The 23,033-nt window shown below is 45.8% G+C and carries 12 protein-coding genes; 9 read left to right on the top strand and 3 right to left on the bottom strand.

Translation table 11 applies throughout. From position 1 onward, the window contains the following. Positions 1-10 precede the first annotated feature (10 nt). The 3 genes from GTQ38_RS12075 to xylA all read left to right on the top strand — a co-directional run bounded on the left by GTQ38_RS12075 (position 11) and on the right by xylA (position 4,500). The gene (locus GTQ38_RS12075; protein WP_161435776.1) at positions 11-1,567 is read left to right on the top strand and encodes a RagB/SusD family nutrient uptake outer membrane protein; all 1,557 of its coding nucleotides are present in this window, start codon (positions 11-13) and stop codon (positions 1,565-1,567) included. 121 nt (positions 1,568-1,688) lie between these two features. After that, positions 1,689-3,173, top strand: a complete 1,485-nt coding sequence (locus GTQ38_RS12070; RefSeq protein ID WP_161435775.1) for a xylulokinase — start codon at positions 1,689-1,691, stop codon at positions 3,171-3,173. Position 3,174: 1 nt separating this feature from the next. Beyond that, positions 3,175-4,500 (top strand): xylose isomerase, encoded by a 1,326-nt coding sequence (gene xylA / locus GTQ38_RS12065; RefSeq protein WP_161435774.1) that lies wholly within the window; start codon positions 3,175-3,177, stop codon positions 4,498-4,500. Positions 4,501-4,603: 103 nt separating this feature from the next. Here the strand turns inward: xylA and GTQ38_RS12060 are convergent, their stop codons facing one another. Together GTQ38_RS12060 and GTQ38_RS12055 are read right to left on the bottom strand one after the other, a co-directional pair. Continuing rightward, positions 4,604-6,256: a solute:sodium symporter family transporter gene (locus GTQ38_RS12060; protein ID WP_161435773.1), complete on the bottom strand. Its 1,653-nt coding sequence runs from the start codon at positions 6,254-6,256 to the stop codon at positions 4,604-4,606. Between the two features lie 3 nt (positions 6,257-6,259). Beyond that, positions 6,260-7,927 carry a sodium:solute symporter gene (locus GTQ38_RS12055; RefSeq protein ID WP_161435772.1) on the bottom strand — a complete coding sequence of 556 codons (1,668 nt, stop codon included), beginning with the start codon at positions 7,925-7,927 and terminating at the stop codon, positions 6,260-6,262. A 441-nt stretch (positions 7,928-8,368) separates the two neighbouring features. Here GTQ38_RS12055 and GTQ38_RS12050 point away from each other — a divergent pair, with 441 nt between their 5' ends. From GTQ38_RS12050 to GTQ38_RS12030, 5 genes are read left to right on the top strand one after another with little or no spacing between them, the layout of a single operon-like run. Further along, positions 8,369-11,734: a VCBS repeat-containing protein gene (locus GTQ38_RS12050; RefSeq protein WP_161435770.1), complete on the top strand. Its 3,366-nt coding sequence runs from the start codon at positions 8,369-8,371 to the stop codon at positions 11,732-11,734. Beyond that, positions 11,727-14,990, top strand: a complete 3,264-nt coding sequence (locus GTQ38_RS12045) for a VCBS repeat-containing protein (RefSeq protein WP_161435769.1) — start codon at positions 11,727-11,729, stop codon at positions 14,988-14,990. Before GTQ38_RS12050 ends, GTQ38_RS12045 begins: the two co-directional genes overlap by 8 nt. Further along, positions 14,987-16,333: a vanadium-dependent haloperoxidase gene (locus GTQ38_RS12040; protein ID WP_394350966.1), complete on the top strand. Its 1,347-nt coding sequence runs from the start codon at positions 14,987-14,989 to the stop codon at positions 16,331-16,333. The genes GTQ38_RS12045 and GTQ38_RS12040 overlap by 4 nt, the downstream gene beginning before the upstream one ends. Before the next feature lie 4 nt (positions 16,334-16,337). Further along, positions 16,338-17,246, top strand: coding sequence for an AraC family transcriptional regulator (locus GTQ38_RS12035; protein ID WP_161435768.1), 909 nt, complete (start codon positions 16,338-16,340; stop codon positions 17,244-17,246). Further along, positions 17,230-18,087 (top strand): NHL repeat-containing protein, encoded by an 858-nt coding sequence (locus GTQ38_RS12030; RefSeq protein ID WP_161435767.1) that lies wholly within the window; start codon positions 17,230-17,232, stop codon positions 18,085-18,087. Before GTQ38_RS12035 ends, GTQ38_RS12030 begins: the two co-directional genes overlap by 17 nt. On the opposite strand, the gene GTQ38_RS12025 is transcribed toward GTQ38_RS12030, so the two are convergent. Beyond that, entirely contained in the window at positions 18,084-21,770 is a 3,687-nt protein-coding gene (locus GTQ38_RS12025) for a metallophosphoesterase (protein ID WP_161435766.1), read from the bottom strand. The genes GTQ38_RS12030 and GTQ38_RS12025 overlap by 4 nt on opposite strands. A gap of 46 nt (positions 21,771-21,816) precedes the next feature. Here GTQ38_RS12025 and GTQ38_RS12020 point away from each other — a divergent pair, with 46 nt between their 5' ends. Next, entirely contained in the window at positions 21,817-23,016 is a 1,200-nt protein-coding gene (locus GTQ38_RS12020) for a Pycsar system effector family protein (RefSeq protein WP_161435765.1), read from the top strand. The last annotated feature ends 17 nt before the right edge of the window (positions 23,017-23,033 follow it).

The raw sequence follows: 23,033 nt of genomic DNA, 5'->3' as shown, positions 1-23,033 counted from the left end.
AAAAGTTATTATGAAAAAAAGAAGAATTTTTAATCAGGTCGGATGGGTTTCAGCTATTGTAGCTGCCTTGTTCATCTCATGTACCGACCTTGAGATTGAGGAAACCGATTCCATCATTGCTGAGGATTCGGGAGAATTTGGAGGTGTAGAAGGTGCAGCCGGAGCTCTGGATCAGCTTTATACTGATGTAGGAGGCAACTTTGGTAACCAGGAGAGAATGTACGGTATGAGTGAAGTCGCTTCAGATGAATTACTCGTCCCAACCCGTGGAACAGACTGGGGGGATAACGGGATCTGGAGAGCCTATCACAACCATACCTGGGATGCTAATCACGGATTTATTTTAGATGCTTGGAATAACTTAAATCAGGCAGTTTTCAGGGCTAGTGAATTGATAGACCCAAGAACTGCCGCATTAGGTGAATTTACCAATCAACAGATTGCCGAAGCAAAATTCCTTCGTGCTCTTAACATGTATTTCGTAATGGATCTATGGGGGCAAGTTCCTTTCAGGGAAGTAGATGAAGGACCTGAGATTGATCCAAGGATCTTATCGCCACAGGAAGCCTATGACTTTATCCTTGGCGATATCAACGAAGCACTTCCCGATTTACCAACAATCGGCCCTGGAGGTGATCCCTTTCAGGCATCAAAAGCTGCTGCCAATTTCCTTTTGGCCAAGCTTTACCTAAATGCAGATCGTTATACGGGAACTGCAAATTACGCCGGAGTGATCACTGCAGTTGACGCGATCACAGCAGATGGTTTTGCACTGGATTCGGGTTACTTTGACATCTTTGAGCCAACAGAGGACACAGAAAGTGTTTTCGTTATCCGTGGCGATGTTGGAACCAGGATCTGGAATACGCTCCACTACAACCTCAATGCTCCCGATAATGAAGGTGGTGGTTGGAATGGATTTGCCACTTTGGCGGAGATCTATGATCTTTTTGAAGGAGATCCGAATACCAACTACGTTGGAGACGGACAGGAAGAAAGAAGAGGATGGGTTCCGGATGCTACAACCGCAACAGCGGACAACCTGGGGATCGGATACGGATTCCTTATCGGTCAGCAGTATGAGCAGGATGGTACACCACTTAATGATCGTCCAGGTGCTCCTCTGGTTTTCACCAAAGACTTTCCCGGACTTGTTGGTAACAATGAGCGTACAGGTGTGAGGGTGATCAAGTACCACCCAAGTAGCCCGGCAGGTTCACGTAGACAACACATGATCTTGTTCCGCTATGCCGATGCTCACCTTATGAAAGCTGAAGCTACACTCAGGTCCGGAGGAGACGCTCTGGCCATGGTAAATGAACTTAGAACAATTCGTAGCGCTTCTCCTCTGGGAACCATCAACGAAGATGAATTACTGGATGAAAGAGTACGTGAATTGTACGCTGAGTACTGGAGAAGAAATGATCTCCTGAGATACGGACAGTTTACAAAAGACTGGCCATTTAAAGATCCGGCCGCAGTTGGTAATGCAGATAGGAACCTATTCCCTATCCCAGCCGTTGCGATCCTTTCTAACCCTAACCTGGTTCAGAATCCCGGATACTAAGTTTAAGATTTTAAGTGTTAAAAAGCCCTGACAAATTCGTCAGGGCTTTTTTTATAATCCAACTTGCCCTGTCCTGTTAAAAACGATATCTTGGAGATTTCATTTTAGTTAAGCAATTTCCATGTACAACATAGGCTATGATATCGGTAGCTCTTCCATTAAAGCTGCTCTTGTAGACGCTCATTCCGGCAAGAGCATGGCAGTGGTCAACGAACCGGAAAAAGAGATGGGCATGCTGGCCCTGAACAACGGTTGGGCAGAACAAAACCCAGAAGACTGGTGGACCCATATTTGTAATGCCACCAAAAAATTACTCAAAGAAACCGGTATTGCCGCATCCGAGATCATCGGTATTGGGATATCCTATCAAATGCACGGCCTGGTGCTGGTTGATGAGCAGGGAAAAGTCATAAGAAATTCCATCATTTGGTGCGACAGCCGCGCCGTCGACATCGGTGATAAGGCTTTTAGAGAATTGGGTGAAGATCGCTGTGCCAGACAATTGCTCAATTCACCAGGAAATTTTACAGCCTCTAAACTCAAATGGGTCAAGGAGAATGAACAGGAAAACTACGCCAGGATAAGCAAGTTTATGCTGCCGGGCGACTACGTGGCCTTTAGATTTAGTGGGCAAATCAACTCTACCGTTTCCGGACTCTCAGAAGGTATTTTCTGGGATTTTGAAAAGGGAGAACCCGCGGTTTGGTTATTGGATCACTACGGTTTGGATCAAAATCATATTCCGAAACTGCGCCCGACTTTTTCAGAACAGGGGACAGTTTCCGCCCAGGGCGCGAGCGAGTCAGGATTGGCAGAAGGCACCCCGATCCTCTATCGTGCAGGAGACCAGCCCAACAACGCGCTTTCCCTGAACGTCTTTCAGCCTGGGGAGCTAGCCGCCACCGGGGGAACCTCAGGAGTGGTTTACGCCATTACGGATAACCTTTCAGTTAAAGAGAGTTCCCGGGTGAATAATTTTGCCCACGTCAATTACAATTCGGAATCACAAAGGATCGGCAAACTTCTATGTATAAACGGAGCAGGAATTCAGTATCGCTGGTTGCTCAACAACCTGGACGTGAGTTCTTATGAAGAAATGAATCAACTGGCCTCCTCAGTTCCTGTGGGTTCAGACGGAGTGGTATTGCTTCCTTTTGGCAATGGAGCAGAACGTATGCTGAACAATAAAAATGTCGGCTCCAGGATCTTTAACATCAACCTGAACAATCACGGTAAAGCGCATCTTTGCCGGGCAGCCCTGGAAGGTATCGCCTTTTCCTTCGTATACGGCATGGAGATCCTTACTTCTGATGGCATCCGGCCTCAGGTGATCCGTGCAGGAAATGATAATATGTTCCGATCCGATATTTTTTCGGAAACCATAGCGACATTGATCAAGCAGGAAATAGAAATATACAATACTACCGGGGCAATTGGGGCGGCAAGAGCCTGTATTCTGCACCAGGGGGATTACAACGCCTTCGGGATGCAGATCATGAACAACGATTATGTGATGAGCTTCAAACCGTTGAAATCAACAGAAGCATACCAAACAGCATACAACAACTGGAAAAAAGAACTAGAAACAACCTTAAAAAACAACTAAGATGGCACTAATTGGTGACAAGGAATACTACAAAGGAATCGATGAGATCAAATTTGAGGGGAAAGATTCAGACAACCCCCTGGCCTTCAAATACTACGACCCGGAAAGAAGTGTGGCAGGAAAAACCATGCGGGAACATTTCAAATTTGCCGTGGCTTACTGGCATACCTTCTGTGGAGTTGGGGCGGATCCTTTTGGCCCGGGTACCTTGAAATTTCCATGGGATGAACCCACCGATGCCCTGGAAGCTGCAAAAGAAAAAGCAGACGCGGCCTTTGAGTTTATCACCAAATTAGGATTTGATTACTTCTGTTTTCACGATTTTGACCTTATCAGGGAGGCGAATACCTTTGCCGAATCCGAGAAACGGCTGGCAGCTATAGTAGACTACCTGAAAGAGAAAAAAGCCTCTTCAGGTGTAAAGCTTCTGTGGGGGACAGCTAATTGCTTTTCCAATCCGCGATACATGAACGGGGCATCTACAAACCCGGATTTCAATGTACTTGCACGAGCCGGTGGGCAGATCAAGCTCGCACTGGATGCGACGATCGCCCTGGATGGTGAAAACTATGTTTTCTGGGGAGGGCGTGAAGGCTATATGTCTCTGCTCAATACGGACATTAAAAGAGAACTGGACCATATGGGCAGGTTCCTTGGGCTAGCTCGGGATTATGCGCGTTCTCAGGGCTTCAAAGGTACTTTCTTCATAGAACCTAAACCTATGGAGCCTATGAAGCATCAGTATGATTTTGACGCCGCAACGGTAATTGGTTTCCTGAATCAATACGGGCTTCAGGACGATTTCAAATTGAATCTGGAGGTGAATCACGCAACACTTGCGAGCCATACCATGCAGCACGAAATGGAAATTGCCGTAGCCAACGGTATGCTTGGCAGCATAGATGCCAACCGCGGAGATTACCAAAACGGTTGGGATACAGACCAGTTCCCAAACAATATCACGGAGGTAACCGAAGCTATGCTAACCTTCCTAAAAGGAGGCGGACTTCAGGGGGGCGGCATTAACTTCGACGCCAAGTTAAGACGGAATTCCACCGACCTGGAAGATATCTTCCTGGCTCATATTGGAGGTGCGGACACCTTTGCAAGGGCTTTGATCGTGGCGGATAAGATCCTGAATTCTTCCCCCTATGAATCTCTGAGACAAAAAAGATACAGTTCTTTTGACCAGGGTAACGGTAAGGCATATGAAGAAGGCAAACTGGATCTGAAAAACCTTTATGATATTGCCATGGAAAATGGAGAGCTGGAGTTACAGAGTGGCAAACAGGAACTCTTCGAGAATATTATCAACCAATATATCTAGGATCCCCTAGAATTGCGGGTGTTATTTTGTGTACTTTCCCGGAGAAGCCTTTCGGGTTGGACAGCAAGAAGTAACACCCGCAAATTTTATCTCTGAAACTGCTTTATTTAGCAAAATACACATAGATACAGATCACGATCACCACTACGGCAAGACCCATCTGCTTCACGTATTTGAAAGGGACAATATCCACCTTTTCCGTGTACTGTAAGGTAAAGGCCTCCTTCCTGGGATAAATCCAGCCAATAATGAGCATTATAAGGGAGTTTACAAGAAATAAAGCCGCCATTACGTGCAGGTAATGCGGATAGGCATCTGCTTCTACAATTGCCAGTTGTGCCGCATCTGTAATACCCTGTCCCCTGGCTTCGGCCAAAGCGCTATCCACCAGCCTTGGTTTAAGAACAAATTGGCTCAGGATGTAAAGCAACGACCCTGATATGATACCGATCTTGGCTGCAATTGCCGGAACTCTCTTCGTAAGATAGCCAATCACGATTATCGTTAGAATGGGAATGCTGTAAATACCGTTTATTTCCTGCAGGTAATTGAATAAACTCCCTGCATTAGCGATCATCGGTGCGATGAACATTGCCGCGAGAGCCAGGCAGATCCCAAATATCTTCCCGTATTTAACGACTGTTCTTTCAGGAGCCTCCTTATTAATGTGTTGTTTGTAAATATCTATACCAAAAAGGGTAACGGAGCTGTTCAGCACGCTATTAAAGGAACTCAGAATGGCCCCGAAAAGCACCGCGGCAAAAAACCCAACCAGATATTTAGGCAATACCGCCCGTACCAGTTCGGGATAAGCCATGTCGCTTGAGGCCAGTCCGCCTTCAAAATAGTGATAGGCGATCATACCTGGCAAAACCAGAATAATCGGCCCTAGGATCTTTAGGAAAGAGGCAAGCAAAAGCCCCTTCTGCCCTTCCGCGAGGTTCTTTGCACCGAGCGCTCGCTGGATGATCTGTTGATTTGTACCCCAATAAAAGAGTTGTACCAGCATCATCCCTGTAAAAATGGTACTAAAAGGAACTTCCTGCCCGTGTTCACCGGTGGAATCAAAGCGTTCCGGGTTGGCCGCCATAAGGATATCCAAACCTTCAATTACACTGCCACCGCCAATGGCCATCAAACCAAAAACCGGTATTAGAATACCACCCGCGATCAGCCCGATCGCATTTATACTGTCCGAGACCGCAACCGCTTTTAGTCCTCCAAAAACCGCATAAATGGAACCAATAACACCTATCCCCCAAATACAAATAACCAGGGCTGTGGTATCTGACACTCCCAGCAGTTCAGGAACATTGAACATTCCGCTTATAGCTACCGATCCGGAATAAAGGATCACCGGAAGCAACACCACCACATAGCCCGTTAGGAACAAACCGGAGGTTATGGTCTTGGTTGAGACGTCAAAACGATCCGACAGGAATTGGGGTACGGTCGTAAGTCCCCCTTTGAGGTAACGCGGTAAAAGAAATACAGCAGTCACAACCATGGCAATTGCAGCAAGTGTCTCCCATGCCATTACGGACAGGCCGTCTTTATAGGCGCTTCCATTTAGCCCGACTATCTGTTCCGTTGAAAGGTTGGTCAATAAAAGTGATCCGGCGATCACTCCTGCCGTGAGGCTTCTTCCTCCTAAAAAATAACCATCCGAAGAGGTTTCATCTGTAGATCGCGTTGCCAGGTAGGAAATAATCCCGACCAGGGATGTAAATCCTAAAAAAGTTAAAATTCCTATCATATCCTATCTAAAAACCCACCACATGATCAATACCAATACAATAATCACCATAGTAAGCAGGGCTTCCTTAGTTAAGCGGAATGGCTTACGCTCTTTGTAATTATAAGTAAGTACGGCATCAACCTCTTTTGCCTTTTTCTGAGTGCTTAGACTTACCAGGATCATAATGGCAATACTGGTTACAAACAGGAATATGGCGTAATGGAGGAAGTTCATCGTTATTAAAGTTCCTAAAAGTGAAGTTTCTGAAATGGCCAGCCCTCCTTCTACACTCATAAATTCAAGCACCAGTCGGCCTATCCCCAGCACAAAACCTGTCCACAGGGCAGCCAGGGCCCCTTTGCCATTGATTTTCTTGTAAAAGATCCCCAGCAGGAAGGCGGCGGCAATGGGCGGTGAAATATAGGCCTGTACACTCTGCAGATATTTATAGATCCCTCCGCCTTCTGTGAGTTTACGCATAAAAGGGATCCAAAGAAGCCCGATGATCACCAGGATCACCGTGGCAATTCGTCCAACATTGACCAATTCCTTCTCCGAGGCATTCTTTCGCCATTGCTTATAGAAATCAAACGTAAATAGCGTTGAAGTACTGTTAAAAACGCTGGACAAGGAACTCATAAGCGCCGCCAGGAAACCTGCGACTACCAGCCCTTTAAAGCCCATGGGAAGAACCCTGAGTATTAAAGCGGGTAAGGCAGCGTCCGTAGTGGTTTTGGTTTCCCCGGTAACCGGGTTGGTCACTGTAAACATGTCCGGGAATTCGGTTACTGAAAGCGCATAGGCTATTATCCCGGGTATCACGAATATAAATAGCGGTAATAGTTTTAAGAATCCACCAAAAATAGTTCCCTGACGGGCTACTTTCACGTTTTTGGCGGAAAGGACACGCTGTACTATGAACTGATCCGTACACCAATACCATATGCCAAGTATAGGAGCCCCCAGTAACACTCCGGTCCAGGGATATTCCTTGTTCCTCCACAAGCTCATAAAGGTATCGGGTTCCGGCGCATTGTCCTGTATCGCCTGCAGCACATTATCCCATCCCCCAATCGCCTGAAGGCCAAAATAAGTAGCGGCAATTCCGCCCAGGATAAAAATTATGGATTGCACCATATCCGTGTAGATCACCGCTTTTAATCCTCCAAAGACAGTATATATCCCGGTAGCAATTACGGTAACGATAGCTCCGGTCCAAAAAGGTATGCCCAGCAGCACTTCAAAAACAAGAGCGCCTGCAAAGATGGTAAAGGAGATCTTGGTGAGTACATAAGATATGATGGAGATCATGGAGAGATAGATCCGGGAACCTTTGTTATATCTCCTTTCCAAAAACTCAGGCATGGTAAAAACACCACTTTTGATGTAAAAGGGAACAAAGACCCACCCAAGCAAAAGCAGTATCAGCGCGGCTAAAATTTCAAACTGTGCTTCCGGAAAGGCTCCGCGTGCTCCTGAGCCGGAAAGGCCGATCAGGTGTTCAGAACCTATATTACTGGCAAAAAGAGACGCCCCAATAGCAAACCAACCGAGGTTTCTGCCCCCCAGGAAATAATCCGAGGAACTTGCGCCGCTCTTCTCTTTTACGGTAACGAACCAGGCAATTCCAAAAACTAATAAGAAATAAAGGGCAATTACGACGAAATCGAGAATACTGAGATTTCCCATTATTCGGTTTGGTTTAGTTGATAGATCGCAATTTAACTAATTATTTATTACACTTGATAACTGTCTTGTTAAGAAGGTAACAATCTGAATAGGACGGTAACCGTATTGAAATTCGCATGTGCAAATTGCGTTCCATCCAATTTACTTACTACAACGTTTGAAATATTGATCCAGGCCATTTTGAGCTGTACCTGCCTGAGTACAAAAGCCTTCTTAGTATGCGATCCCAAAGGGAAAAACCGCGGTGGGTACTACCAAAATTGGCATAATTAAGTAGGATGAATTCCTTAGATAATGTATTTTTGCGAAATCCCAAAAAAATGGGATGTCTTGTTGGCGATTTGCCAAAGGGGTCCTTTACCTTCAATTAACCGGCATATTGCAGCTCCCGGCATCCCGAGGTTAAGCTGCCTAAAGTTTGTGAAATAGAGAGAAAGAAGCATGCGAATACGAACACAATTCCTTAAAGACAGCCTATTTGTTCTTTTTTTGTCCTTTTTGGTTGTCTCCTGTGAAACTGATAAAACGGAAGCTGTTGAGGAAACAGCCGCGGAAAACACCCTCTTCAAGTTGCTCCCTTCGGAAAGTACCGGCATTACATTTGTCAATAGGGTCGAAAATCAAAAAGACTTTAATATTTTCAGGTATCGGAACTTCTACAACGGAGGTGGAGTTGCTATTGGTGACATAAACAACGACGGTCTGGCGGATATCTACCTCACCGGAAATATGGAGCCGAACAAATTATACCTCAATAAAGGAGACCTGACCTTTGAGGATATCTCGGAATCCGCTGGGGTATCCGGACATAAACCCTGGTCGACCGGTGTAAATATGGTGGATATCAATGCCGATGGACTGCTGGATATCTATGTGAGCAATGCCGGGAATATGGAAGGCAATAATCACGACAACGATCTTTATATCAACAATGGTGACCTGACCTTTACCGAAAGCGCGGAATCCTATAATCTGGCTAAAACCGGATTTTCTACCCATGCCTCTTTCTTTGATTATGATAAGGACGGGGATCTTGATGCCTACATACTGAACAACAGCAATATTCCCGTACGAAGTCTGGGATATGCGGAGCAAAGGGAAGTAAGGGCTCAGGATTGGGAAAAAGTCCCGGCTATCTTTCGGGGTGTGGGAGATATGTTACTGCGGAATGACGACGGCAAATTTACAGATGTCAGCGAAGAAGCGGGGATCTACGGCAGCCTCATCGGCTTTGGCCTGGGGGTCATGATCACGGATATCAACAAAGACCTGCTCCCTGATATCTATGTGTCCAACGACTTCTACGAAAGGGATTATCTGTATATCAATATGGGTGATGGAACTTTTAAGGAAGACATCAAAAACTGGACATCTCACCTCTCCCTTTCCGCCATGGGTATTGACATCGCAGATATCAATAACGACGGAAATTCAGAGATCTTCATTACTGATATGCTGCCCGAACCGGACGAGCGGGTAAAGTCTGTGATGGAGTTTGAAGGCTACAACGTCTTTAAGCTAAAGCAAAGCAAGGATTTCTATCAGCAGTATATCCAAAACACTTTACAGCTCAACAATGGAAATGGCACATTCTCTGAGATCGCTTACTTCAGCGGAGTAGACGCTACGGACTGGAGCTGGGCAGGGCTAATGTTCGATATGGACAATGACGGCTTGCGCGATATCTACGTTACCAATGGGGTAAATCACGATCTGACTGACCTGGATTTTATCGATTTTTTCGCGAATGAGATCATTCAGAAAATGGCCTTGACCGGTAGAAAGGAATCTATTGACTCCATTCTCAACAAAATGCCAATCAAACCCCAGCCCAATTACGCCTATAAAAACAACGGGGATCTTACCTTTAAGAATGCCAACAAAGAATGGGGCTTTGAAATACCCAGCCTTTCAAATGGTGCGGCTTATGGGGACCTGGATAACGACGGCGACCTGGATCTGGTGGTGAACAATGTCAATATGGAGGCGTTTTTATATGAGAACCAAACGGATAAGCTAACGGACAACTCTTATCTCAAACTAAAAATTGAAGGGGATGAGAAAAACCGCTTTGCTACCGGGGCGAGTATCTGGCTTTATTATGATGACCAGGTAGTCTTTCAGGAGTTAATTCCCTCACGCGGCTTCCAGTCTTCCATGGAGCCCGTTCTGACCATAGGTTTAGGGAAGGCACAAAAAGTAGATTCTATAAGGGTGATCTGGCCGGATAATTCTACCCAACTGCTGGCGGATCTTGAAGCAAACCGCGAATTGGTGCTAAAACAGGATGACTCTATTGAAAAAATAAACTCTTTGCCACAGTCAAAACCAAAGGCCCTGATCAGGGAACTTACCAATGAGAAGCTCATAGCCCATAAGGAGAACCCATATAATGATTTTGACTACGAGGGTCTTATTTACCAGCAGCTCTCTCAGGAAGGCCCGGCCTTGGCCATAGGAGATGTAAACGGCGATGGAAATGAAGATGTATTCCTTGGAGGCGCCAGGGGTGTTCCTGGTACTCTTTACCTGCATTCCGGCAAAGGAAAGCTTCAACCCAGGCAACAGAAAGCCCTGGAAACCGATGCCCTATACGAGGATACCGCCGCGGCATTTTTGGATGTAGACGGGGATCAGGACCTCGACCTTATCATCGGATCAGGCGGCAACCAGGCCGGGGAGGAAAGAAGCTACCGGGCAAGGCTTTACCTCAATGATGGCAAAGGCGCTTTTAGCCGGTCCGGAGAGAACCTTCCTTCTGTTTTCAATAATATTTCGGTGGTAGCCCCCCATGATTTTGATGGGGACGGCGACGTGGATATATTTATCGGATCCAGAAGTGTCGTAAGTACCTACGGGGTAAGTCCGGAACAACTGTTCCTTGAAAATCAGGGAGACGGGACTTTTAAAAATGCCACAGAAAGACTGGCTTACGACTTGAAGGACGCCGGAATGGTAACCGCGGCTATTTGGAGTGATATGGATGGAGACGGAAAAAAGGACCTTGTTACCGTTTCGGACTGGGGTACTCCGCGGATCTACCGCAACACAGGTAGAAGACTAAGCGCCTTGGAAACTCCTTTGGATAGCCTGCATGGATGGTGGAATACCGTGGAAGCTGCCGACCTTGACCAGGACGGGGACAACGACCTGATCCTGGGTAACCATGGTCTTAACTTGCATTACAGACCTTACGAAGGCGGTCCGATGAAAATGTGGGTCAACGACTTTGACAATAACGGAACCATTGAGCAAATTGTGACCCAGCACGCCAACGGTAAGGATTACCCTATTCATCAGAAAAAGGAACTGATCAAGCAGATCGTTTCCCTAAATAAACAGAATTTAAAGGCCTCGGAGTACTCCACCAAAACGATAAACGAATTGTTTCCCGCGGAAGTCATTGAGAATTCCATCGAAAAAAGATCTGAATACTCCGAATCCGTAATAGCCATTAACGAAGGCAACGGACAATTCAGCATACAATCCCTCCCCACCAGGGTACAGCTCTCCTGTGTATGTGGAATTAGCTGTGCCGATATCAATAATGATGGCAACCTGGACCTCATAATGGGTGGAAATAACTTTGAATTCAAACCACAGTACTCCCGCTTAGACGGCAGCTATGGCAATGTGCTATTGGGAGATGGAAAGCTCGGATTTAAATGGCAGGACTACAACAAAAGCGGTTTTTTCGTCAGGGACGAAATTAAGCACCTGAAACAATTCCGGGATAGCAATGGCAAAAGCTATTTTATTGCCGCTATAAACGATAACAAACCAAAGGTATTTGCTGTTGATGATTAGATGTTTTTTGAGCCTGATGGTTTTGTTGCTTATCCTTGCGTGCTCAGGTAAGCAAGGCGGGGATCTGTTCATAAATCCTGCCGCTGATGAAAGCGGGATCAGCTTTACGAATACGGTACAGGAAACAGACGACCTCAATTTTCTGGATTACCTCTATTTCTACAACGGCGGAGGTGTGGCAGTAGGCGACATTAACAATGACGGGTTGCCGGACATCTTCTTTTCCGGGAACCAGGTTAAGAACAAGCTATATATCAATAAGGGAGGTCTTGTATTTGAAGATATTACGGCTACGGCCGGAGTTGCCGGGAACAGCAGCTGGAATACCGGAGCGGTCATGGGCGATGTTAATGGCGATGGACTGCTCGATATCTATGTATGCGCAGTGGTCGGCATTAACGGCTTTGACGGATATAACGAGTTATACATCAACCATGGGGATAATACCTTTAAAGAAAGTGCCGCCCAATTCGGTTTAGATTTTGACACCTACAGCTCCTCAGCGGCTTTTCTAGACTACGACCTGGACGGGGACCTGGACTTATATTTACTGAATCACGCGGTACATACCCAGGAATCTTACGGAAAGGCAGATCTCCGTTTCCAGAGAAACTTTCAGACTGGTGACAAATTATTACGCAATGACGGGGACACATTTACTGATGTTAGTGAGGAGGCCGGGATCTTTGGCGGACCAAACGGCTACGGGCTAGGAGTAGGCGTAGCGGATTTCAATCAGGATGGCTATCCGGACATTTATGTTGGAAATGACTTTCACGAAGACGATTATTACTACCTCAACAATGGGGACGGTACCTTTAAGGAATCCCTGAAGGACTATTTTGGTTATACTACCAGATTCTCCATGGGTAATGATATAGCGGATATCAACCACGACGGCCTGCCTGACATTATTACCCTGGACATGCTTCCCGAAGATGAAAAGGTCCTCAAATCATCCCAGGGAGATGACGATATACAGACACATAAGTTGAGGACCGAGAACTATGGGTACCACTACCAGTTCACCCGAAATATGCTCCACCTAAACAGGGGTGAGAACGCTTTCAGTGAAGTAGCACTATTGAGCGGAGTCGCGGCAACCGACTGGAGTTGGAGCGCTTTGTTCGGGGATTACAACCAGGATGGGGAACAGGACATATTCGTTTCTAACGGGATTGAAAAACGGCCGAACGACCTGGATTTTATCAATTTTGTTTCCAGTGAGCAGATACAGAAGAAGATCAGTAATACCAAGTTGATGGACCAACAGGCTCTGGATATGATGCCTTCAGGTAAAGTACACAACTATATTTTCCAGGGAAGGCAAAACAACACCTTTGAAGACCGATCCGGTACCTGGACCCAAAAAGACACTCTTATCTCCGGTGCCACTGCCTACGCGGACCTGGATATGGACGGAGATCTGGACCTGGTGGTAAACAATATAAACAGTCCGGCTTCGCTTTATATCAATCAGACCGATGATAAGGCCAATTATTTAAAGATCCGCTTTAAATACAGGCCTGCCAATGCCTTGGGGATTGGCACCAAAGTCTTTTCGTATTCCGGCGGAACCCTGCAGTACAAGGAGTTATACCCGGTACGGGGTTTCCAGGCCTCCTCGGAGCCCATGCTTCATTTTGGCTATGGCGATCTGGAGCAGGTTGATTCGCTAAAGATCGTATGGCCGGATAAGACCTGCCAGGTACTCAAAGACATTGCGGTGAACCAGGACCTGGTAATCAGTCCAGAAAATACAAGGCCATTTTCCTATCCCGGCCTGCAGCCTGGAACCTCAAAGATCTTCAGGCTGGCAGATAATAACCTCGGGATAGACTTCGAGCATATAGAGGACAATTACTTTGATTTTAACCGGCAAAAACTGATCCCTTATCAGGGTTCAGACCGTGGTCCCTCTACTGCTGTTGGGGATCTGAATAACGATGGCAGGGAGGATGTGTTTTTTGGTGGATCCAAATTCTTCCCATCCAGGGTATTTTTTCAAACGGATACTGCGTATGTGGAAAAGCGCATTCCGGAAATTGCTTTGGATTCTGTAAAGGAAGAAGTTACAGCCGTGATCGAAGATCTCAACGGGGATGGCATCTCCGACCTCTTTTTGGGTTCAGGAGGAGCAGATTTTTACAATAAAATGGAACCGTTACGCGATAGTTACTACCTTCAGGAAAACGGGGAATTTGCCGCGGCTGACTTGCCGGATTACTTTGAAAACGCCAGTGTTGTCGCCCCTTGTGATTTTGACGAGGACGGCGATGTGGACCTCTTTGTGGGCAATCATTTCATAACCAACGATTTTGGGAAAACACCGAACTCCTACCTACTCGAAAATAAGGAAGGAAGTCTGGTACTTTCTGACAGTGAAGAAGTTCAAAAGGCCGGTATGGTAACAGATGCCATATGGGAAGATTTTGACAACGACGGCAAAAAAGACCTCATTGTGGTGGGGGAATGGATGCAACCCAGGTTTTACCAAAACAAGGGAGGAAAGTTAACGGAGGTACAGTTGCTGGAAAAAAACCTGGAAGGTCTATGGCAAAGCGTGGAAGCCTTTGATATTGACGGGGACAATGACCTGGATTTTGTTCTGGGCAATTGGGGGATGAACTCAAAATTCAAAGCTTCGGAGAAATTCCCCTTAAGAATGTACTATGGAGATTTTGACGATAATAATACCACGGAAACCATAGTAGCGCAGTCCAAGCACGGAACCTACTACCCCATAGAGGGATTACAGGGGCTGTCTGCGCAGTTGGAGTCGCTGCGCAAGAAGTTTCCGAACTATTCTGATTTTGCCGGCCGATCCGTAGAAGAAGTGCTTGGCAAGGAATACCTCAAAAAAGCGACTGTTTTAAAGACAACCGAATTGAGATCGGGGTATCTTGAAAATAAGGATGGTCGTTTTTCCTTTGTGCCTTTTGACCTGGATCTGCAGGTAGCACCTATAATGGCCCTATTGCGGTTCGACTTTGACCAGGATGGAAAAGAAGAGTTGTTGGCGGCTGGCAATTATTTTGGAGTTAAGCCTTATCACGGCAGATTCGGCTCCTTTGCCGGTGCTATGATAAAAAGCAAAAATGACGTAGTTTTGGGTGATAAATTAGGTTTGGATATTATTGAAAAATCCGCAAGAAGCCTGGATATTATTACTCTAAACAACCGGCCCTATCTTTTAGCAACCTTTAACAACCAAAAAGCCCAGGTATACGAACTGATAAACAAAAATGAAAAATGATGAAGAAATTGAGTGTCTTTGTTTTGGCAGCGCTCATATTTGGATGCGCAAAAAACACGGAACCTATTGTTGTTTCACCTGAAGAATTCCATAAATCGGTTGATAAGGTAACCGAGATCATGATCCACGATATATTCTCTCCGCCTGTAGCCAGCAGAATATTTGCATACCCTAATATTGCCGCTTTCGAGATCATTGCAAAACAAAATGACGACTACCTTACGCTTTCTGGCCAGGTACGGGAACTACAATCCCTTCCGGAACCTCAGGCAGACAAGCCGGTAAACTATCAACTGGCAGCGCTTATCGCACATATGGACCTTAGCAGGAGGTTGATTTTCTCAGAACAAAAAATGGCCACTTTCAGGGACAGCTTATACACCAAATGGCAGTCACAGAACGAAGCTGAATTTGAGGCCTCAAAGGCATATGGCTTGCAAGTGGCAGATCATATCGCGGAATGGATGAACGGGGATAATTACAATCAGACCCGAACCATGCCAAAGTTTACGGTAAACACGGACGATCCTTCCAGGTGGCAGCCTACTCCTCCGGCTTATATGGATGGCATAGAGCCGCACTGGAATAAGATCCGGCCTTTTGTCATAGATTCCGCAGGGCAATTTAAGCCCACCCCTCCTCCTCCGTTTTCCATGGAAGAAGGTTCTGACTTTTACAATGAGGTAAAAGAAGTATACGATATTAGTAACGAGATCACAGCCAAAGGGGACGAATCCGAAGAAATTCAAATAGCCCAATTCTGGGATTGCAACCCTTACGTTTCGGTTACCAGGGGGCACCTTATGTTCGCCACCAAAAAGATCACACCCGGAGCACATTGGATAGGTATTGTAAAAATTGCAAGCAGGAAGACTGACAGTGATTTTGATAAGACCGTTTATGCCTACACCAAAACCTCCATGGCGATCGCCGATGCATTTATCAGCTGCTGGGATGAGAAATACCGGAGTAACCTTATCCGTCCGGAGACACTGATCAATGAGCATATTGACGACAGTTGGAAACCTGTACTGCAAACCCCGCCTTTCCCTGAGTATACCAGTGGGCATAGCGTGGTATCCGGGGCAGCGGCAATAGCCCTGACCGATATTTTTGGGGATAATTTTGCCTTTGACGATGACACGGAAGTGGCATACGGCCTGCCCATACGAAGTTTTAACTCTTTTAATGAGGCGGCGGACGAGGCAGCTATCAGCAGAATGTATGGTGGTATCCACTACCGGACAGCTGTGGAAATAGGGGTAAATCAAGGCAGAGCCCTGGGCAGATTCCTCCTGGAAAATCTAAAAATGGTAAAAGATCCGGAGCTGGCCTCAAATTAGTACTATGAAGAAAATCTGGGTTCTGCTGGGGATTCTGTTGCTTTGCGGTCTGATCTGGTATCTTTTTCTCAAACCCTTTGATTATCAGGTAACTTTCAGAGCAAATACCTATCCGGGAATTGTTAACCAGAGCATTAAGTCCTGGAGTTCAGAGCAAAAGCAGTCAGAAATAGTTGCCCAGGACCAGTTGTTGAATATTACGCAACAACTTCAGTTTGGGGATTCGGTTCATATATACCATTGGCAGATCACACCTGAAAACGACTCGCTTTCCAGGATAAAAGTGAATATTGAAGACCCTGAAAACGGACTCGCCAACCGATTGCGAATTCCGTTTTCGGATACGGATTTTGAGAAGCGAAGCCGCAAAACACTGACAAGGTTTAACGAGTTGCTTAAACAGCACCTGCGAGAAATACGTGTTAAGATCGTGGAACCGGAAATGAGCCCGGAAACCTTTTGTGCCTGTACAAAACGCGAAACCTCTGCGAAAGGTAAGGCGCTGGGTATGATGAAGGACTTTCCGCTACTCAACACACTTCTGGCCCAGAATGAGATAAAGCTCAACGGAAGCCCTATTTTGGAGATCACATCCTGGGACAGGCAGAAGGACAGTATCGCGTTTAACTTTTGTTTCCCGGTAGTCCGGTCTGACAGTCTTCCGGAACATCCGGAGCTTTTTTACAGGACGGTAGAAGGGAAAAAATCCCTGAAAGCCATATACAATGGGAACTATATAACCTCGGATCGTGCCTGGTACGCCTTGCTCAATCATGCCGAAAACGAGAATCAGAAAGTTACGGGCCTACCCCTGGAAGTCTTTAAGAACAATCCGAATATGGGCGGAGATGCCCTGCGCTGGGAAGCCGAGGTCTATATGCCATTAAGTACGTCTGATGAAGAGGCTTTATAATTTGTCGATCTTAGTCTTTGCGGTAAGTTGCTCCAATTACGGCCAACTGACCATAATTAGTGATTTGCCGTCCGAACTGGACGAAAATTCGGGCATGGTACTTCACAATAATTCCGAGGTCTGGATGATTGAAGACAACGGGAACAAAGACAAGCTTTACAGAGTAAATCTTAAAGGGAAGATGCTAAGTGATCACAAGATCACAGATGCCAAGAACCACGATTGGGAAGACCTCGCCAAAGATGCAGATGGAAACCTGTATATTGGCGACTTCGGAAACAATGCAAACGAACGTAAGAACCTCCGTATTTATAAGATCAAAGGACCTTTGGATCCGGAAGATGAAAAGTTCAGGGCCGAACGCATAGAATTCAACTATCCGGAACAAAAGAAATTCCCTCCGAAGAAATCTAAGCGATTATATGATACTGAAGCTTTTTTTTATGCCCAGGATCACCTTTATATCATCACTAAAAACCGTACAAGACCTTTTAACGCGGAAGCCCTGATCTATAAGGTGCCCGCAAAGAAAGGGAAGTACAAGGCGGAACTGGTGGGAAAATTCAAGGCCTGCGAAGATATGAACCGTTGTGTGGTTACCGCGGCAGACATTTCTGAAGACGGCTCTAAAATTGCCCTTCTGGGTTATGGAAGACTTTGGATCTTTACGGAATTTGAACTGGACGATTTCTCCAAAGGAAGACTGCAAAGTATAGACTTGCAGACGAACACCCAGCTTGAGGCTGTCTGCTTCCTCAACGATTCCACCCTGCTTCTTTCAGACGAGCGAAGCCATGGCACAGGACAGAACCTCTACAAATTCAAGATCCCGAAACCTTAGAAACCAAAACCTATCCCGAAGGTAAAACGCAAGCCATCATCACTGTTAAAGAGCGCAAGGCTCATGGATGTTATATCAGCCGCGTTCAAAAAGAATCCTCCGCCGACAGAGGTATGCCATTGATCGGAATCGTCATCTTCAAGCCAAACCCTTCCGTAGTCAAATCCCCCATAAATACCCATAGAAACCGGTAATATGCCGGTTTTAAGTTCTTTTAGGCTCAGTCTGAGGTCTGTATTCTGGTAATAAGAATTTTTTCCCGTAAAACGCTGATTCCTGAAACCTCGCAGTCCGTTAAAACCACCGATACTCGCTGCCTGGTAGAATTCAAAATCATCTCCCAGATTAAAATGCGCCCGCCATTTGGATGCCAGTACCAAACGGCCACTTGGGATCAGTTTATAGTCCAAAGAGAAGCTCGGGATCACAAAACCAAAAGCCTGCCCGCTATTCTCTGTACTGGACCTGTATCCGATTTGTAGAGAAGTAGCCATTCCTATGGTCGGAAAACCGCTATTGTCATTGTTGGCATAGCTATATTCGGCGTTGGCTCCAACAAAGCTATTTTCTGTGTCAAGGCCGGTCTGTGTATAGAAATCATCAATGAACCTGCCTTCTGTCTGTTCCACATCAATGGTCTCATACGAAGCTCCAATACTGACCTTGGAGCCCAGGTCTCCCCTCCAGACAAGTGCAGGGCTGAACCTAAGCGTCCGGATCTTGACCCGGTTAAAATCGAATTCCAAGTCGTCATCGAAGTTTTCCGTATCATTTCCAAAACCAAAAAAGTTGATACTGAAATTCGGGCTGGTGAATTTAGCTGCGAGCTCCAGATTGGCCTTTCCAAGCACCTGGGCGAACTCTCCACTATAAGCCAGATCAAAACCATTGGTTGCAAAATAAAATCCTGCGGTAAAAGTATGCTGACTTGTAAATGGATTCTGTTTGAAACCGTTATAGGTATAGGTATTGGAAAACCCGATATTTAAACCGTCGTCCGGGTTACCTCCAATAGTGGGGATAAACTGGTTGTTGCTATTCTTGATTAAAATAGGCCGGTAAGTATTTGTTTCGTAATCCCTGCTCAAGCGTTTTTTGGCGCCCTGAGTATTCTTGAAGGTATTCTTCTTGGCCTTATTGTCGTAGATATAGATCCCCCGGCTGTCCGTAACATCGTAAATGTCGTTGTTCTGACCTCCAACAACCCGTATCCTTTTTATGCCATTCTTTACTCCCTTTATTTCAAAATAGTCATCATCGTCCAGCCCGTAGATCCAGATCTCTTTGGTTATTTCCCGGTCGTAGGTCTTATCAAAGAACAGATCCGCTTTTTCACCACCTTTTATGCGGTATGCCTTAACACTGGTCTTTCCGTCAGGCAATCCGGTAATCTCAAAATGGTCATCTTTATCAGTACCAACCACTACGGAGAACTTATTGATGATGCTGTAATACTCCCTGGCCGTCTCAACCAGGTTGGCCTTTCTGGCAAGTAAAACCCTTTTTATCCTTGCCATGGTCTCTTTGTCCTGTACTTCTTTAGGAAATGCCTGAAGCGCCTCATCTATCACCTGCGGATTCAGGTTCTGCTGCAAATAGGTCGCCTGCGCTTCCCACATTTCAAGATCGGTTTCTGGCAACAGGGCCATATCCAAAGCAAAAGTTTTTGGGGAAGACGTAAATCCCTTCACACTTCTTATTTCTTCGTTAAACCCTTCAAATATCCCAAGTGACGGGATAATGCCGGTGGCCAGTTTCATCAGTTTGCCATCGCCCATGATAGAAAATACCTGATCTCTATCCCTTGGTATAGGGCGGTAAACCACATCGCCGCTTTGCTCATCCTTAAATTCAGCCCACCTCCATTGATCAGTATGCCGGTCCCAATCTCCCAGAAGGATATCAAAAAGCCGGGCTTTGACATATGCCGGTTTATCAATCGAGAATTTTTCATCCTTGCGCAGTTTGACCAGGAGGTCGTCCGTACTTTCCATTTTATTGGCATAACCAAAACTCGCCTGATCACCATGACCATCTGTGGTTCGCTCCTCTATCATATAAAGCGCGTCTCCGAACTCATCTTCATAGCCTGAAATCGCTTGTTGTTTAGGTATATAATACAGTTTAGGGTTGGTGTGATAGATCCCCACAGCATCCGCCAGTGTAGCCACGGTAAAAGGCGCATAGGGATGTGCCCCGGTATAGAAATCAAGCAATATTTCTTCGGTATAGGTGTCTTCGAATTCCCCGATGACGTACTGATCCTTAAAGGCCATAGCCTGCAAATAAGCCTCGGCGCTTTTCCGCAGAGCGCGCATGACGTACTGTTTTCCCTCCGGGTTTACCATTCTCAATGATTTAGATTGGTGCCCACCACCCTTTCTTACCACCTTAAGACCTCCGAATAGGGTATCCAGATCTACGGTTGGCGCGGTGACCTCTGTTGCATAAAGGTCGCGGTAGCGTTCACCCCATATGGACTTAAAGAAATTGCTCTTTACGATTTCTTCCTTGGTATATACCGATGCTTTTACTTCAGGTGGAAAGGATTTATAAGACCTTGCAACCGGCTGTTTGTCTGGTGGTAGGACCTCCGTAGTAAAGAGAAATTCCTCCCGGTCTTCTTCAACCCCAAAATACCGTACCCTCGAAGATCCGTCCGCATAAACCTCCAGGGTCGCATATCCCATTTTACCCGTTGAGAACTTGCTGCCATTCAGAAGGTTGGTTGCTCCTTTTTTGGCCCCGGAACCACTGACGATCTGAGGGGTATTTTCTTCTACTATATACTGTAGGCTGTGTTCATGTCCGGACACAAAAACTACTTTTTCGGAATATTGGGCCAGGGTAACAATGCGTTTTTTCAACTCATTGTAACGACTATTACTCAGGTCCGTGGTAGAAGCCCCGGTAGTTCTGCGTAGCACATTGACAAAGCTTCCCAGAATCGGGATCACTTGCCTTTTAAAGGAAAATTGACCGCCATGAGGGCCATAAGTAAACAAGGGATGATGCATGGCGATCAGGGTTGTCTTGTCCGCATTCTTTTTTATCTCCCCTTCCAGTTCTTCAAAGAACTTTTCGCGGTCCCTGATCTCGCATTCGTCATTCATGGTAGGATGCCTGTCCCAGTTGGTCAGATACCATTCCGTATCTATGGCAATGATCACAATATTATCGTTGATCTCTACTTTCTTCATCGGGCAGCCGTCTTCAGGAAAGAAAACCTTCTTGCTATTCAACTGCTTTTCAAGATACTCTTGCTGTCTTTCCAGTCCTACAAGGCCTTTGCTATACCAGTCGTGATTCCCTGGAATGAACATTATCTTACCCTTGTAATTCTCTACTGTTTTTATTTGCGCATCCAAATGGTTCTTGGCCAGACGATAGCCTTCCGGATTGTCTTTTGGGTCTGCAAATCCGGCAGGATAGATATTGTCTCCGAGAAATATGGTAGTACTTTGATCAGATGATTTTTCCAGTCGGTCTTTGAAACTTTTCAGGGCTGGATTCATCCCACCCTCCGGAGACAGTCCGGCATCTCCGATAAGGTAAAAAGTATGCAAGATTTCCTTGGTTGATTCCACATCCGTGGCCTGGTTGATGTCCCGGTATTTTGCTTTATAAGTAGCGCACCCGGTAACAAGTAGTAGCGCTAAAGCCAGCTTGTAATGTTTTAGCATATTCAATGTCAAAATTTTGTATTTTGGGGATTTATAAGCTTTGTATATGTCAGAGATTCTAGAAAAAACCGAGGAATTTGTCACCGATCTTCTTTCCAATCAACTGGATCCCAAATACCTGTATCACAATTTACGACATACCCAGCGTGTAGTTAAAAGTACTAAAGAATTGTTGAACTCTAACAATTTGGGTAGTAAAGAACAGGAGATCTTACTTTTGGCGACATGGCTCCACGATACGGGATATACTAGAGGTTCGGCCAATCACGAAGAGAAAAGCTGCGAAATTGCCAGGGAATTTCTCGAGGAGCAGCAATATGAGAAAGAGGCCCAGGAAGATATCTGCAACTTGATCATGGCTACCAAGAGATTTTATGAGCCTCAGAACCTGGCCGAAGAAATTATCAGGGATGCAGACGCCTCGCATCTTGGTAAAAGCACATACCACGAGACCTCAGCTTACCTTCGGGAGGAACTGAAACTTCTCGACATAAAGACCTATGGCGAAAAAGCCTGGCGGAATGCCAATATAGAGATGTTTGAGAAAGAGCATCGTTTTTACACCCCCTATGCCCAGGAACAATGGGGCCCGGGAAAAGAAAAAAACCTCAAACAGCTTTTAAAGGACAAAAAGACTGAAAAAGAGATCGCCAAAAAAGAGGCGCTAAAAGCAAAGTACAAAAGTGAAAGCCCGGATAGGGGGATACAAACGCTTTTCAGGGTTACCCTCAAAAATCATCTGACCCTTAGTGACATAGCGGATACCAAGGCCAACATATTACTTTCGGTCAACGCGATTATCTTATCCATTGCTATCTCCAACCTGATCCCGAAACTGGATAATCCGTCTAACCAATACCTCATTTATCCTACGGCCATCTTTATCTTTTTCAGTGTGGTTTCCATGATACTGGCTGTGCTGGCAACCAGGCCAAACGTCACAAGCGGGAAGTTTACCAAGGAAGACGTAATGAACAAAAAGGTGAATCTGCTTTTTTTTGGGAATTTTCACAAGATGAAGCTAGACGAATACGAGTGGGCGATCACCGAGCTGGTCAAAGACAAGGATTACATATATTCTTCCCTGACCAAAGACCTCTATTTCCTGGGACTGGTGCTCAACCGTAAGTACAAGATCCTCAGGTATACCTATACCATCTTTATCATAGGGATTATCGTATCCGTAGTGGCCTTCGCCATCGCGTTCAGATACTTTGGCCCGGAAAGAGAGCTGCTAGGGGGTTAGAGATCGAGTCTTATAAG

The organism is Poritiphilus flavus, from assembly GCF_009901585.1.
In the GTDB taxonomy this organism is placed as follows: Bacteria; Bacteroidota; Bacteroidia; order Flavobacteriales; family Flavobacteriaceae; genus Poritiphilus; species Poritiphilus flavus.
This window is presented reverse-complemented; position numbering and strand designations above follow the sequence as displayed.